The 14,605-nt window shown below is 59.4% G+C and carries 16 protein-coding genes; 13 read left to right on the forward strand and 3 right to left on the reverse strand.

Annotated elements, in window-relative coordinates:
• Genes HMPREF3098_RS04710 through HMPREF3098_RS04720 form a run of 3 tightly spaced genes read left to right on the forward strand, consistent with a single transcriptional unit; the run spans nucleotide 1 to nucleotide 3,630 of the window.
• Complete coding sequence (locus HMPREF3098_RS04710; protein WP_070434196.1) at nucleotides 1–1,536, forward strand: YifB family Mg chelatase-like AAA ATPase; 1,536 nt, start codon at nucleotides 1–3, stop codon at nucleotides 1,534–1,536.
• Complete coding sequence (dprA, locus tag HMPREF3098_RS04715) at nucleotides 1,533–2,681, forward strand: DNA-processing protein DprA (protein WP_070434197.1); 1,149 nt, start codon at nucleotides 1,533–1,535, stop codon at nucleotides 2,679–2,681. The genes HMPREF3098_RS04710 and dprA overlap by 4 nt, the downstream gene beginning before the upstream one ends.
• A gap of 19 nt (nucleotides 2,682–2,700) precedes the next feature.
• A complete protein-coding gene (locus tag HMPREF3098_RS04720) occupies nucleotides 2,701–3,630 on the forward strand; it encodes a tyrosine recombinase XerC (protein WP_070434198.1) in 930 nt (309 codons plus the stop codon).
• Here the strand turns inward: HMPREF3098_RS04720 and HMPREF3098_RS04725 are convergent.
• On the reverse strand, nucleotides 3,590–4,039 hold the full coding sequence (locus HMPREF3098_RS04725) for a M23 family metallopeptidase (RefSeq protein WP_246815848.1): 450 nt from the start codon (nucleotides 4,037–4,039) through the stop codon (nucleotides 3,590–3,592). The two genes, HMPREF3098_RS04720 and HMPREF3098_RS04725, sit on opposite strands and share 41 nt — an antisense overlap.
• 619 nt (nucleotides 4,040–4,658) lie before the next feature.
• On the opposite strand from HMPREF3098_RS04725, the gene rpsB reads away from it, so the two are divergent.
• From rpsB to HMPREF3098_RS04750, 5 genes are all read left to right on the forward strand, one after another.
• Complete coding sequence (gene rpsB / locus HMPREF3098_RS04730; protein WP_070434200.1) at nucleotides 4,659–5,465, forward strand: 30S ribosomal protein S2; 807 nt, start codon at nucleotides 4,659–4,661, stop codon at nucleotides 5,463–5,465.
• A gap of 94 nt (nucleotides 5,466–5,559) precedes the next feature.
• Nucleotides 5,560–6,378 (forward strand): translation elongation factor Ts, encoded by an 819-nt coding sequence (gene tsf / locus HMPREF3098_RS04735; protein ID WP_070434201.1) that lies wholly within the window; start codon nucleotides 5,560–5,562, stop codon nucleotides 6,376–6,378.
• 234 nt (nucleotides 6,379–6,612) lie between these two features.
• Nucleotides 6,613–7,314, forward strand: a complete 702-nt coding sequence (pyrH, locus tag HMPREF3098_RS04740) for a UMP kinase (protein WP_070434306.1) — start codon at nucleotides 6,613–6,615, stop codon at nucleotides 7,312–7,314.
• Nucleotides 7,315–7,367: 53 nt separating this feature from the next.
• Entirely contained in the window at nucleotides 7,368–7,925 is a 558-nt protein-coding gene (frr, locus tag HMPREF3098_RS04745) for a ribosome recycling factor (RefSeq protein WP_035112801.1), read from the forward strand.
• 51 nt (nucleotides 7,926–7,976) lie between these two features.
• Entirely contained in the window at nucleotides 7,977–8,840 is an 864-nt protein-coding gene (locus HMPREF3098_RS04750) for a phosphatidate cytidylyltransferase (RefSeq protein WP_070434202.1), read from the forward strand.
• Nucleotides 8,841–8,846: 6 nt separating this feature from the next.
• On the opposite strand, the gene HMPREF3098_RS04755 is transcribed toward HMPREF3098_RS04750, so the two are convergent.
• Entirely contained in the window at nucleotides 8,847–9,200 is a 354-nt protein-coding gene (locus tag HMPREF3098_RS04755; protein WP_371440958.1) for a LapA family protein, read from the reverse strand.
• A 52-nt stretch (nucleotides 9,201–9,252) separates the two neighbouring features.
• Between HMPREF3098_RS04755 and rlmN the strand changes: the two genes are divergently transcribed.
• The 3 genes from rlmN (at nucleotide 9,253) to HMPREF3098_RS04765 (ending at nucleotide 11,337) form a co-directional block, all read left to right on the forward strand.
• Nucleotides 9,253–10,365 carry a dual-specificity RNA methyltransferase RlmN gene (gene rlmN / locus HMPREF3098_RS04760; protein ID WP_070434204.1) on the forward strand — a complete coding sequence of 371 codons (1,113 nt, stop codon included), beginning with the start codon at nucleotides 9,253–9,255 and terminating at the stop codon, nucleotides 10,363–10,365.
• An 83-nt stretch (nucleotides 10,366–10,448) separates the two neighbouring features.
• Nucleotides 10,449–10,613, forward strand: a complete 165-nt coding sequence (locus HMPREF3098_RS11515; protein WP_156963324.1) for a hypothetical protein — start codon at nucleotides 10,449–10,451, stop codon at nucleotides 10,611–10,613.
• A 4-nt stretch (nucleotides 10,614–10,617) separates the two neighbouring features.
• Nucleotides 10,618–11,337 (forward strand): VIT1/CCC1 transporter family protein, encoded by a 720-nt coding sequence (locus tag HMPREF3098_RS04765; protein WP_070434205.1) that lies wholly within the window; start codon nucleotides 10,618–10,620, stop codon nucleotides 11,335–11,337.
• A gap of 70 nt (nucleotides 11,338–11,407) precedes the next feature.
• On the opposite strand, the gene HMPREF3098_RS04770 is transcribed toward HMPREF3098_RS04765, so the two are convergent.
• Nucleotides 11,408–11,911 carry a DUF2631 domain-containing protein gene (locus HMPREF3098_RS04770; protein ID WP_083284108.1) on the reverse strand — a complete coding sequence of 168 codons (504 nt, stop codon included), beginning with the start codon at nucleotides 11,909–11,911 and terminating at the stop codon, nucleotides 11,408–11,410.
• Nucleotides 11,912–12,121: 210 nt separating this feature from the next.
• Between HMPREF3098_RS04770 and dxr the strand changes: the two genes are divergently transcribed.
• Both dxr and HMPREF3098_RS04780 read left to right on the forward strand, forming a co-directional pair.
• Complete coding sequence (dxr, locus tag HMPREF3098_RS04775; RefSeq protein WP_070434206.1) at nucleotides 12,122–13,312, forward strand: 1-deoxy-D-xylulose-5-phosphate reductoisomerase; 1,191 nt, start codon at nucleotides 12,122–12,124, stop codon at nucleotides 13,310–13,312.
• Nucleotides 13,297–14,559: a M50 family metallopeptidase gene (locus HMPREF3098_RS04780; protein WP_070434207.1), complete on the forward strand. Its 1,263-nt coding sequence runs from the start codon at nucleotides 13,297–13,299 to the stop codon at nucleotides 14,557–14,559. Before dxr ends, HMPREF3098_RS04780 begins: the two co-directional genes overlap by 16 nt.
• The last annotated feature ends 46 nt before the right edge of the window (nucleotides 14,560–14,605 follow it).

Here is a 14,605-nt window from a genome sequence, read left to right on the forward strand (position 1 = left end):
ATGAGTGTGGGAACCAGTTACTCCATGGCTCTGGAAGGCATGGAAGGACGGTTGGTCACCGTGGAGTGCGACGTGAGCCGCGGATTGCCGGGAATCAGCGTGGTTGGATTGGGCGATGCAGCGGTGCTGCAGGCTAAAGAGCGTATTCGCGCGGCGTTGGGGAATTCTGGCATCAACTGGCCGGGTTCACGAACCGTCATGAGTTTGTCCCCGGCTTCACTGCCGAAGGCGGGCGCGGGGTATGACCTGGCGATGGTTCTGGCAATGCTGGCTGCGAAAGGTTGCACGACAGGGACTAAGCAACGCTTGGGCTCGGCGGTGATTGTGGGGGAACTAGGGCTGGAGGGCGATGTCCGCCCCGTCGATGGCGTGCTGGCCATTGTGTTGAGCGCAATGAAGCAAGGCTTCGGCACCATTGTGATTCCACAAGGGAATGCCGAGGAGGCCGCGCGCGTGAGCAAGGTTATGTCCGCGACTACGGAAGTGGTGTGCGTGGAGCACCTGAAAGATGCCATTGAATGGATGCACGGGGCGCAACTGCCCGCCGCCGCCATGGTGGCCCCTCTGCAGGACACGCAGATGAGGCACTCGCGCGTGGACTTGGCGGACGTGGTGGGCCAACCGGAGGCCAAGCGCGCCGTGGAAATCGCCGCTGCCGGCGGGCATGCACTCATGTTCACCGGGCCGCCGGGCTCCGGAAAATCCATGCTGGCAGGCTGCATTCCGGGCATCCTGCCGCCCATGACAACCATGGAGCAGGTTGAGGCTGCTGCGGTGCACTCTGTGGCGGGTTCGAAAGGAAACCCCGGTGCGATTTGGGCGGGGCAGCGACCATTCGTGGCTCCACACCACACGGTGACGCATGCCGCTTTGATCGGAGGTGGCAATACCCCACGGCCGGGTGCAGTTTCTTTGGCCCACCACGGGGTGTTGTTCATCGACGAAGTCGCCGAAGCCAAGGCCAGTGTCCTCGATGGTCTGCGCGTGCCGATGGAGACTCGATCCGTGGAGCTTGTACGCCAGCGCCACATCGTGCGCTACCCAGCCCACTTCCAATTGATCCTCGCTGCCAACCCCTGCCCGTGTGGCGCGGAATTCGCTGCAGAATGCACGTGCCCAGGCGCGGTCAGGGCACGCTATCAGGCCAAACTTTCGGGTCCATTGCGTGACCGCATCGACATCTTTGCTCGGACCCGCACGACCACCAGCGCCACGCTGACTGCAGAAACCCCGGAGACCACATCTGCGGTGGCTGAGCGCGTGGCTGAGGCCCGGCAGCGGGCCCTTGCTCGTTGGGGGCAGGTAAACGCCGCAGTTCCCGGCAAACTCCTGCGCGCGCAACACCCCGCCACCGATGAGGCCATGCTGGTGTTACAGGATATGCTGCGTACGAAAACTCTCACTCAGCGGGGTGTGGATCGTGCTCTACGGGTGGCCTGGACCCTGGCCGATTGGTCCGGCTGCCCCAAACCCGGCTTAGAACAAGTCTGCGATGCGGTAGACATGTATCGCGATGGAGCGGAAGTGCACGCATGACCAGCCGACAGATGGCGTGGATATATCTGCGCCGAGTTATTGAAGCCAGCCGGACAGAGGTCCTCGAACTGCTGTGGGACGGCGCTGATTCACCCGACCCCGAAAAGCTCGCCCACCGCATACGCACGCGCGATGCCACGTTGCCCGAAACGCTCCTTTCCATCACCGAACAGCGCTGGGATTGCACACCCGAACGGGATGCCGAACTAGCTAAGGCGCGAGGCTACCGCCTGGTTACGCCGGACGACGATGAATGGCCCAGCACCATGGATGCGGCCTTTGCGCGAATGGGTAACGCCGGCGCGGAGATGGAGGCCAACGTCAGAGGCCAGTCGGCTCCACCATTTGCACTGTGGGTCGCAGGGCCCAATCGATTGGATACCAGTGTGCAACGGGCGGTCACTGTCGTAGGGACCAGGGCGGCGTCGAATTATGGAAAAGAAGTGACTAAAAGTATCGCCACGCAGCTGGCGCAAGACAATGTAACCGTGGTGTCCGGCGGGGCAATGGGGATCGATACGTATGCACATACCGCGGCGCTGCATGCCGGTGGCACGACCGTCGCGGTGATGGCATGCGGATTGGACGTGGATTATCCCCGTGCAAATTCGCATCTGTTTCGCCACATTGAGCGCTCCGGCTTGCGCGTGAGTGAATACGCACCGGGAACCGCGCCCGCGCGGCATCGATTTCTCACCCGCAACCGGCTGGTGGCCTCCTTAGGACAGGTGGCGGTGATGGTGGAAGCCGCACTGCGCTCCGGTGCCATTAACACGATGAACTGGGCCGAGGCCATGGTTATACCCAACCTGGTGGTGCCGGGGCAGATCACCCACGTGAACGCGCAAGGCTGTCTGGTCCGCGCACAACAAAACCGCGCGGAGTTGCTGCGCAGGTACGAAGACATCCTGGTACTCCTAGACCCGCTTGGAGACCAACTGGAACTGGGCTTGCCCACCACGGAGAAAATGCTGAGCTGGGAACAAACCGCGGTCTTCGATGCGTGCGGGGAAGGGGGCGGGGAACTCGCGGACATCGTGGGTAACACCGGGATGGCCGCCCAACCGGTGATTCGGGCGCTGCGGGCCTTAGAAACAGCCGGGCTCATCACCCGGGTGGGCGCTAAGTGGAGGCGGGTGGAATAGATCCCTACAATTCCTAGGCATGACCGCCACACCACCCACCCTGTCACAGGCTCTCGATGCCTATGAGGAACACCTGCAATACGTGGTGGGGCGCTCCTCGAATACCATTACCGCCTATCGCAAGGACCTCGCAGCGGCACTCGAGGGATTAGAGGAGATCAGTGAGTTCACGCTCAACCACGCTCGCGATGTGTTGGGCTGGTCGCTAGATGCAGGTCACAGCCGAGCCAGTATGGCCCGCATGGTATCCAGCCTCAAGGGGTTCGGTGCATTCCTCGCCCACAAAGGCTGGGTGGCTGCCAACCCGGTAGCGGCCCTGCGCGCGCCCAAACTGGAACGCACCCTGCCGCGGGTATTGCGCGCCGACCAAGCCACGCGGGTTTTGGATCTGGCCCGGGAGCGCGCCACCAGTGAACCCGATAATCCCATCGCCACACGGGACTGGGCCATGGCCGAAGTGCTTTTCGCCACCGGCATGCGTGTATCCGAACTAACCGGCGCTGACGTGGACGATGTGGACTTCACCAACAACGTTGTGCGCGTGCTGGGTAAAGGTAACAAGCAACGCGTGGTTCCATTCGGGCCCACCGCGCGCAATGCCCTCGAACAGTGGCTGAGCCGCAGGGAAGAAATCAGGCGGGGTGACATCAGTCGCGACAGGAGCGCACTTTTCCTCGGCACGCGCGGCGGACGGATCAACCAACGCCAAGTGCGCACAGTGATAAACAACATGACGGGCTCCACTGATGTGCCCCGCCTGTCCCCCCACGGATTGCGCCACTCCACGGCAACCGCGGTCCTCGAAGGCGGAGCTGACCTGCGTGTGGTCCAAGAGATGCTGGGCCACGCCAGCATGCAAACAACCCAGATCTACACACACGTGGGTACCGAGCGCCTCAAAGCGGTGTTCAATCAGGCACACCCGCGGGCTGGGAACCCTCCGGAATAAGTCGCACCACTGCTGGGCCCAGCAGCTCCATGGGATCCACATAAACCCACTGCGTGCTCCCACCGCCCGGTACTTTCGCTCCCCAGGACAGTCCCGGATCGCGCCGGGCCGTCTGCGGTAGTTTGTTCGTATCCGCCAGCGTTCCAATCACCTGGCCCCGTCGGACCTTGGTTCCTGCGCGCACAACCGCCCGCACTGGCTCATATGTGGTGCGCACCCCACTGTGGTGATCCACGCTGACCACGGGCGTTCCCGCCACCACACCGGCGAACGTAACTATTCCGGTCGCGCTGGCTACCACCTTGTCGCCTGGCAGGGCCTTAATATCGACGCCCCGGTGTCCCGGCCTCCAGTTCTGCTCTGGAATATCGGCGGGTTTGAGCACGAAGGTGGCTGGATCGGCGCTCACCGGGATACCCGCCACAGGCACCCGGTGAATCCGAACCAGCGGCGGGGCAGTTCTGTGTGGCGCGGTTTCTGCGACCCCCGCATGCGCTGCGAGGAAAAGCGAACAAAGAATGGCACTGATACGAGTCCTCATAGGACTCATGGTTCAGCGTGGCGTCGGAATAGAATAGGTACACAAGCGGTGAGACGAAAAAGCTGTGGAAATAGGCGCAATTGTCCACAAGACAAAAAGAAAAAATTTGCGGTGCGCAAAGTTGTATCCTGCGTGGGGCAGGCGGTAAGCTGATGGGCGCAGTATGTCCGGCGACGGGCTGTAGGAGGCTAAACCTCCAACAACCGGTGCCAACGCGAACGGCACTGTTCGGCCGCTGGGCTGCTGACTACGCGTAGATGTTCGCACCCCGACACATCACGGCTCAACCTGCTACGGTCCCGCACCACAACAACGAGTGTGGGTGTCAAGGCTGGCCACAGCTATAACGGGGAAATCTGCCAGGACGAGGCATAAGCCACGGGGTACAATCCGTGTCGAGTGCGTCGTAAGAAAACCGTCAAAACCCAAACTTTCGAAAGCGAGGAAGGGACGGCAGCTACAGCACAAAAGCCGTCCCTGTAACACTATGGCTGTTGTTACAATGCGCGAACTGCTGGACGCTGGTGTGCACTTCGGTCACCAGACCCGTCGTTGGAACCCGAAGATGAAGCGCTTCATCTTCACCGACCGCAACGGCATTTACATCATCGACCTGCAGCAAACCCTAACCTTCATCGACGAGGCTTACGAGTTCGTCAAGGAGACCGTTGCCCACGGTGGCAACATCCTCTACGTCGGTACCAAGAAGCAGGCACAGGAAGCCGTTGCTACCGAGGCTGAGCGCGTCGGTATGCCATACGTCAACCACCGCTGGCTCGGCGGTATGCTGACCAACTTCCAGACCGTTGCTAAGCGTCTGCACCGCCTGAAGGAACTGCAGGCTATGGACGCAGCAGAGGACGGCTACAAGGGCCGTACGAAGAAGGAAATCCTGATGCTGACCCGCGAGCGCAACAAGCTGGAGCGCGTTCTCGGCGGTATCGCAGACATGAACAAGGTTCCTTCCGCTCTGTGGATCGTGGACACCAACAAGGAGCACATCGCGGTTGCCGAGGCTCAGAAGCTGCGCATCCCAGTTGTGGCTGTCTTGGACACCAACTGTGACCCAGATGTTGTTGACTTCCCAATCCCAGGCAACGATGACTCCATCGGTTCCGCTGCTCTGCTCACCCGCGTAATCTCCTCCGCAGTTGAGGAAGGCCGCAAGGCTCGCGCTGAGCGTCAGGAAGCAGCCGCTAAGGAAGCAGCGGGGGATGCCCCAGCTGCGGAAGAAGCTCCCGCAGCTGATGAGGCTCCGGCAGCTGAGGCCGAGGCGCAGACCGACAACGCTTAAAAAGCATGGGCGTTAATTGTCACCTAGGCTGAATAACAGTCGCATAAGATGACAAACGCATTAGAAACTTCCACCCGAAGGAGGATCGCCCAACATGGCGAACTACACCGCTGCAGACGTTAAGAAGCTCCGCGAGATTACCGGCGCAGGCATGATGGACTGCAAGAAGGCTCTCGAGGAAGCCGCTGGCGACTTCGATAAGGCTATCGAGATTCTGCGCATCAAGGGTGCTAAGGACGTGGGCAAGCGCGCTGAGCGCTCCGCTTCTGAGGGCCTGATTGCCGTTTCTGGCAACACCATGATCGAGGTCAACGCTGAGACCGACTTCGTGGCCAAGAACCAAGAGTTCATTGACTTCGCCAACAAGGTCGCCGAGGCTGCGGCTGAGGCCAAGGCTAACTCCCGTGAGGAGCTAGAGGCGGTTCAGGTCGATGGTCAGTCCGCAGCCGACGCTCTTCAGCAGCTCTCCGCCAAGATTGGTGAGAAGCTGGAGCTGAAGCGTGCCGTTACCGTTGAAGGTGACAAGGTTGCTGTTTACCTACACCACCGTTCCGCCGACCTGCCACCGGCAGTTGGCGTACTGGTCACCTACGAAGGTGATAACGCGGACGCCGCACGTGCCGCTGCTATGCAGGTTGCCGCGTTGAAGGCTAAGTACCTGAACTCTGACGAGGTTCCAGCCGAGACCGTGGCCAAGGAGCGCGAGATTGCTGAGGCTACCGCCCGCGAAGAGGGTAAGCCGGAAAAGGCTCTGCCAAACATCATTGAAGGTCGCCTGAAGGGCTACTTCAAGGACGTTTGCTTGCTGGATCAGCCATCCGTCACCGAGTCCAAGAAGACCGTGAAGCAGGTTATGGACGAGGCCGGCGTCACCCTGACCGGCTTCGAGCGCTTCGAGGTTGGCCAGGCGTAACCCGCCGCCACCTTCTGGCTCTTTTAACTCGACGCCCAGCTCGTCCCCATATCGGGGGCTGGCTGGGCGTTTTGTTCTGCGTGGGGTTAGTCGTTACGAAGGTGGAGCAGGCGCGCTGATAAACTCGATCAACGACAAACGACGATAGACGAAGCGCGCTTGCAGCCTCGTAAAATCCCCCATCGAAGGAGAATCGTGAGCACTGACGAGACAACAACCGGGTTCAAACGTGTAATGCTGAAGTTGGGTGGAGAGATGTTCGGTGGGGGCAATGTCGGCATTGACCCGGACGTCGTGCAAAACGTGGCGCGTCAAATCGCGGAGGTATCCAAGAACGGTACGGAGGTGGCCGTCGTTATCGGTGGCGGAAACTTCTTCCGTGGGGCTCAGCTGCAGCAGCGCGGGCTGGATCGGTCTCGCTCCGACTACATGGGTATGTTGGGCACCGTGATGAACTGCCTGGCGCTGCAGGACTTCCTCGAGCAAGAGGGCGTTGATTGCCGTGTGCAGACCGCGATTCAGATGACGCAGGTGGCGGAACCATACCTGCCACTACGTGCGGACCGGCACTTGGAAAAGGGGCGCGTGGTCATTTTCGGCGCGGGCATGGGTATGCCTTACTTCTCCACGGACACCACAGCTGCACAGCGTGCTCTGGAGATCGGCTGCGACGTACTGTTGATGGCGAAGGCCGTGGATGGTGTGTACAGCGACGACCCACGCACCAACCCTGATGCGGAGCTGTTTACCAATATCACCCCTCGTGAGGTCATCGAGAAGGGGCTGCGCGTCGCCGATGCCACCGCGTTCTCCCTCTGCATGGACAACAACATGCCGATCTTGGTTTTCAACCTGCTCGCTGAGGGCAATATTGCACGGGCCGTTTCCGGTGAGCGTATTGGTACTTATGTTGGTTCCGACGCCGCGGAGCGCTAACCCCAGCCTGTCCACTGGACCCTACGACAACCGAAACTGGTAGATTTTTAATTATGATCGACGACATTCTGCTTGAATCCGAAGAGCGTATGGCAAGCTCCGTTGAGCACGCCCGTGAAGAGCTCACGACTATCCGTACCGGTCGTGCCAACCCGGCGATGTTCAACGGCATCATCGCCGAGTACTACGGGGTGCCAACCCCTATTACCCAGATGGCAACGATCAGCGTGCCTGAGCCGCGCATGTTGATCATCAAGCCCTATGAAGCATCCACGATGAATGACATCGAGAACGCCATCCGTAACTCCGACCTCGGCGTGAACCCCACCAATGACGGCCAGGTCCTGCGCGTTACGGTTCCACAGTTGACCGAGGAGCGCCGTCGAGATTTGGTGAAGGTTGCCAAGTCCAAGGGCGAGGATGCCAAGATCGCCATTCGCAACATTCGCCGCAAGGGCATGGAAGGCCTGAGCCGGATTCAGAAAGATGGCGAAGCCGGTGAAGATGAAGTCAAGGCTGCTGAGAAGGAGCTGGAGAAGGTCACCCACAACCACGTGGAACAGGTTGACGGGCTGGTAGAGCACAAGGAACAGGAGCTCATGGAGGTCTAAACCTCCATTGGTTTTTGACCTGCCGTCACCAGGCGCACGTATAGAAGGGGAATGAGAAAGGCCGTGGCCTTACCTAAGCCGAAGAATAACGCTGGGCGTAACCTGACCCAGGCGGTCTCCGTCGGAGTTCTTCTAGGGGGACTGGCCATCGGCGCACTCCTGAACCCGTTCTTGTGGTACCCCCTGGTGGCGATTGCGTTGGGCTTGGCGGTCTACGAGGTCTGGCGGCGGCTGTACGAAACTGGCTACGTGTTGAGCCTCATCGTGCTGAGCATCGGCGCGCAGGTCATGGTGTGGCTATCGTGGCCGTTCGGCACCACCGGTTTGGTCGCCGGTTATGTGACCAGCGTGCTGTTATTGATGATCACACGGCTTTTCCACCACGGCAGGCATTCCCCGCCACACAACTATGTGCGCGATGTGGCCGTGGGCGTGTTCGTTCTTACGTGGATTCCGCTCTTTGGTTCCTTCGCGGCAATGCTCTCGCGGATGGAAACCGAGACCGCCAGTGGCGTGGCCTTCATCTTGACGTTCATGGCTTGCGTGGTGGCGTCGGATGTAGGTGGGGATATATTTGGGGTGTTCTTCGGCAGTCATTCAATGGCGCCGGCGGTGAGTCCAAAGAAGTCGTGGGAGGGGTTTGCCGGGTCGGTGCTGCTATCAACCGTGGTGGGTATTGCCACTGTGACGTTGATGCTGGGGGCGCCGTTTTGGGTGGGCGTACTGCTGGGCGTGGGCCTAGCAGTGTGCGCCACCTTGGGGGACTTGGTCGAGAGTCAGTTCAAACGCGACCTGGGGATTAAAGACATGTCCGGCATGTTGCCGGGGCACGGTGGGCTGATGGATCGCCTAGACGGCATGCTGCCAGCAGCGATGATCACATGGGTGGTCCTCAATATGATCAGTGGCAGCTAGCCGCAACTAGGCGCGCTTAACTTGGCGGCGAAGCTGGATAATGCGCACGCCACCCACGAGGGCCATGATCAGGGCGCCGAGGATGGCGGAGAGCAATATGCCCACGCCGATGGGCAATTGGATAGACCAAGCGAACAATTGCAAGTCGAACTTCTCTTGGTTCTGCAAGATGAAGGTCAGCAGAATGATCAGTAGCAGCACACCGATGATCAGGGCTACCCAGGTACCACCCGCTGTAGAACCCTTGACGCGACGCTGGGGATCGCGACCGGCGGTTTCGCTAGGGGCAACGGGGGAGTCGTAGGAGTTGAAGTCCGGAGACTCGTTCAATGGAGGGGTGTTGTTCGACATATCACCTATTCAACTGCAAAAGTGACCGAAGTGCCACCGGCGTGCAATAATAGCCTGCATCATGGCTGAACCAGTGAAATTGACGTTTACCGCTCCACGCAGGGGAAAGCCGCCGGTACACCTGGCGGATATGAGCCGCGAAGAAGTCAAAAATGCAGTTGAAGAATTGGGATTGCCCAAGTTTCGTGCGGACCAGTTGGCGCGGCAGTACTACGGGCGCCTGTTGGCGAATCCCGAGGATATGACAGACTTGCCGGAGAATAAGCGCAAGCCGGTACGGGACGCGCTCTTCCCGGAGTTGATGACTCCATTGCGTCACCTCAATACCGATGATGGGGAAACGCGCAAAACGTTGTGGCGGCTGTTCGACGGAACGTTGTTGGAATCAGTTTTGATGCGCTACCCGGGCCGCGCGACCTTGTGTATTTCCTCGCAGGCAGGGTGCGGTATGGCCTGCCCATTTTGTGCTACCGGGCAGGGTGGATTGGACCGCAACCTCTCGGTGGGGGAAATGGTGGAACAGGTTCGTTTCGCCGCCGCCGCGATGCGTGATGGGGAAGTGGAAGGCGGGGAAGGGCGACTGTCCAACATCGTGTTCATGGGTATGGGCGAACCGCTGGCCAACTACAAGCGTGTAGTGGATACGGTCCGCAAGATTACTTCTCCTCCGCCATTGGGATTTGGTATCTCTCAGCGTAACGTGACCGTCTCCACAGTCGGATTGGCTCCGGCCATTCGAAAGCTGGCTGACGAAGGAATGACGGTGCGCTTGGCCGTTTCACTGCATACCCCCGATGATGAGCTACGCGACGAGTTAGTGCCGGTGAACAATCGCTGGTCAGTGGATGAGGTGCTGGATGCCGCGCGATACTACGCGGATACTTCCGGTCGGCGTGTGTCAATCGAATATGCCCTTATTCGCGATATGAATGACCAACCGTGGCGGGCCGAGCTACTGGGCAAGAAGTTGCGTGGGGCGCTGGGGTCTAAGGTGCACGTCAATGTGATACCTCTAAACCCAACCCCCGGTTCTAAGTGGGATGCCTCCCCAAAGGAAGTGCAAGACGAGTTCGTTCGCCGAGTGGAAGCCCAGGGCGTGCCGTGTACCGTGCGCGATACGAAGGGCCAAGAAATTGCGGCGGCTTGTGGGCAGCTCGCCGCTGAAGAGAATTAAGAGACTTAGGCTACCCTGAGCTGGTTTCAGCTACGCCTATCCTTGCTGGCGGGAAGGCGTGCGCTACCCATATAGTCGCTATCATGCTTGAAACCATCGCAGGTATTCCTGCGCACGCCCTTCTTGTTCATGCAGCGGTGGCCTTTCTGCCCACCACCGCCAGCACCGTATGTGCTCGGAGTTCCGGGGAGGCCATGCTTCCTCTGCTGGGTTTGTCTGAGGAAAACCCTGGTGAGGTCGGAGTCTAAAGAAATGCATAGCGTTGACGCACCACATGTTGCTGAAGCGCACAACTCGGCCATTAATTCCAAACTGAATTGGTTGCGCGCCGGTGTGCTCGGCGCCAACGATGGCATCGTCTCCACTGCCTGCATCCTGCTCGGCGTGATCGCGGCAGGTAGTAGTACTTCCGCGATTATGATTGCTGGCGTGGCAGCCGCTGTGGCGGGTGCTGTCTCCATGGCGCTAGGCGAGTACGTATCGGTATCCGCACAGCGCGACTCTGAACGCCATTTCATTCATTTGGAGAACTCCGAACTGCGGGACTACCCAGTAGAAGAACACCGCGAATTAGTGGAAATTCTGCAGGGGTATGGCGTATCCCATGACATCGCCGACCGTGCTGTGACCGACATTGAAGCAAAAGACCCACTCAAAGCTCACTTGAAGTTGGAATTGGGTATCGATAGCGAGGACCTTACGAACCCATGGGCTGCGGCGTTGTCGTCGGCCGTTGCGTTTACTTTGGGTGCGTTGCTCCCTATCCTGTCCGTGATTTTGGCGCCTGCCTCGTCCCGAGGGCTCACGGTGACTATCGTGACCTTAGCTACTTTGGTTCTCACGGGCTACGTTTCGGCGCGAATCTCCGATACCAATAGGGGACGTTCCATGCTGAGACTGCTCATTGGCGGTGCCTTAGGCCTGATCGTCACCTATGGAGTGGGTTTGTTATTCGGTACAGGAGTTGCTTAACCAAACAAGAAGTCCCTCGTCTAGAAAGGCGAGGGACTTTGGCTTTCCGGTGAAAAAACCGGGGGCCTAATTAGTTCTGAACCGTTTCGGTGCTTTTGTAGTTGTGGTTCAGTGCTGCGGACTGCTCAGGGGTGAGGTTTGCGTAAACTCCGGTGCGGTTGAGCTGATCGGCAGCCCAGTCAGGCTCGATGTGGCCGACTGGCTTGTTGCGAGCAGTCACGGTCTTCTTCACCTTGCCGCGGGAACCCATGGCCCACTTCGCGGTACCGGCGAAGACTAGAATTGCTAGGCCAATCAGCCAGATGTTCTCCACATTGCCCCGGTGGTTGCCGAAGAGCATGCCCAGCAGGAACAGGCCACCAATGAGACCGGCAAGAATGATGGAGCGCTTGGATAGCTCACTCCAGCCCCAGCCTGCGGATGGAACATCCTTGGTAGAAACGCCGTTGAACACTTCGTGCTTTACAGTGTGGTTGTCGTGCGGGTGTGCGACCGCGTGAGCGCCCGAGTGGTCGTGTGCACCGTCGTGATCGATAGCAACAGCTTCGGAAGTTGCCTTAGCGTGGGATCCCACCGTTTCCTCCTGATGTCAAAGGTAAACCATTCTGCGAGGAGCTCACGCACCGCGAGTTGGCACCTGCAGATATAACTTGAAACCATTTTGGCATATTGTGGCCACAAACACGCCATTGACTGCAGCCCTGCACCCCTAAATGTGACCATTTGGCACGTGGGTGCGCAGAAATGACTGAGCCAAACGGGAATGTCTGATTCATATGGAACAATGTTCGTTGTGAACACTCGTGTTGTAGTACTCGGAAGCACTGGATCCATAGGCACACAGGCTCTGGAGATCATTTCGGAGAACCCAGACCGGTTCCGGTTGATAGGTATCTCGGCGCACGGCAGCAAACCAGAATTACTGCTGGAGCAGGCCAAGAAGTTTAACCTGCCCGCCGATAGGGTCGCAGTGGCAAGTGATGTGGCCGCGGATTTCATCGAGGCCGAAATTGGTGGGCACACCATTCGCGGTACAGATTCTGCCCGGGAATTGGTCGAAGCCGTTGCTGATGAACTCACCGAAGATGATGTGATTCTCAACGCGTTGGTTGGTTCATTGGGTCTGGATGCCACTTTGAAGAGTCTCGAAACTCCTGCGAAGCTGGCCCTTGCCAACAAGGAATCGCTCGTCGCTGGTGGACAGTTGGTGCTGAAAAACGCCAACCCTGGGCAGCTCATTCCCGTGGATTCGGAGCACTCGGCCATTGCCCAATGCCTGCGGGCTGGCAAGGCGGACGAAGTCAATACGCTGGTTCTTACTGCCTCCGGTGGTCCTTTTCGTGGATGGACCCGCGCCCAGCTGGAACCGGTCACACCCCTGCAGGCAGCGGCCCATCCAACGTGGTCCATGGGGCAGATGAACACCTTGAATTCCGCCACCATGGTGAACAAGGGCTTGGAGCTCATTGAAGCCAGCCTGTTGTTCGGCATCCCATCCGATCGCATCGAAGTGACCGTGCACCCGCAGTCCATCGTTCACTCAATGGTCACGTTCGTGGATGGCTCGACGATTGCCCAAGCCTCCCCTCCATCGATGCGTTTGCCGATTTCCCTGGCTTTGGGATGGCCGGACCGCATCGAAGGGGCACACCGCAAGCTCGACTTCACCAAGGCCGGCACGTGGGAGTTCGAACCACTGGACGAAACAGTTTTCCCCGCAGTGGAGCTCGCGCGTCAAGCCGTTGCTACCGGTGGGGCGATGCCTGCTGTTTACAACGCGGCTAACGAGGAAGCTGCTGTGGAATTTCTGGCCGGCACTCTGTCATTCCCGCGCATCGTCGATACGGTTGCTGCGGTCATGGAAGATTGCGAGCACCTCAAATCCGAACCCGTTGATCTCGAGGAAGTTCTCGCCGCCGAACGCGAAGCCCGCAATAAGGCTCACGAGAGGATGGCTCAATGGCTTTCGCACTAGGCATCATCCTCTTCGGGCTGGGAATCGCTATCTCCATTGCCTTGCACGAAGCCGGCCATATGTATGCCGCGCGGTGGACGGGGATGCGCGTGCGCCGCTACTTCATCGGTTTTGGGCCGACCTTGTGGTCCACCACCAAGCACAGCGCGAAGCATGGGCAAACCGAGTACGGTCTCAAAGCCATCCCCCTCGGCGGTTTCTGCGATATCGCCGGCATGACCAAGCTCGACGAGATGACGGCGGAGGAGCGGCCCTACGCCATGTACGACCGCCCCGCCCGTGCGCGCATATTCGTCATGCTGGGCGGCATCATCATGAACATCATTCTGGCGCTGGGCCTGATCTACGCCGTGGCGCTGGCATGGGGACTGCCTGACCGCAGTGTGCAATTCACGCCAACCGTCGCATCTACAGCCTGTGCCGCTCCCCAACAAAATCCGGACGGCACTCTGGCAGCGTGTTCCGGCGCGGGGCCCGCGGCCGAGTCTGGGATCCAACCCGGGGACACTTTCGTGAGTATCAACGGCGAACAGGTCGCCGACTTCCCAGCGTTTTCCAAGCAAGTATCCCAACTGGGCAAAGATGCCAACGCGAATCAGGGCAAGCAACCGGGCGATACCATCACTGTTCCCGCGGAAGTCCAACGCGGAGACTCCGCCGTGCCCGTGGACTTGAAAATCCAGATCGTGGAGCGGATTAACTCCGCAGGGAACACGATGGTGGTTGGAGCGGTGGGCGTCAAAGCGAAGGTGCCGGAGTATCGAGTACAGCATTACAACCCGGCAACGGCCGTGGGTGGCACCCTGAGTTTCACGGGGATGGCAGTGAAGGAAACCGCGAGGGGTCTCGCGGAGCTGCCGCAGCGTTTTCCTGGCGTGGTGGCCAGCATTTTCGGTGGCGACCGCGCCGATGATTCCCCCATGAGCGTGGTGGGAGCCTCCCGTCTTGGTGGCGAATTGGTCAAGTACGACCAGTGGGCCAGCTTCTTCATGGCGTTGGCCAGCCTGAACCTCTTCCTCGCTGCGTTTAACCTCGTACCGCTGCCACCGCTGGACGGTGGACACATAGCTGTGGTGTTGTGGGAAAAGGTGCGGGATTTTTTCCGACGCCGAAAGGGGCTGGCTCCCGGCGGTCCCGCGGACTACACGCGCCTGATGCCGGTGACCTACGCAGCGTCATTGATACTGCTGTTATTCGGTGTGACGGTGATCGTAGCGGACGTCGTCAACCCGATCCGCCTGTTCTAGTTTCTCGCGCGTAGACTGGTCGAGAGATTTATCGTTCCTTCGAAAG

The sequence above is a fragment of the Corynebacterium sp. HMSC28B08 genome, assembly GCF_001806865.1.
GTDB lineage: Bacteria > Actinomycetota > Actinomycetes > Mycobacteriales > Mycobacteriaceae > Corynebacterium > Corynebacterium auriscanis.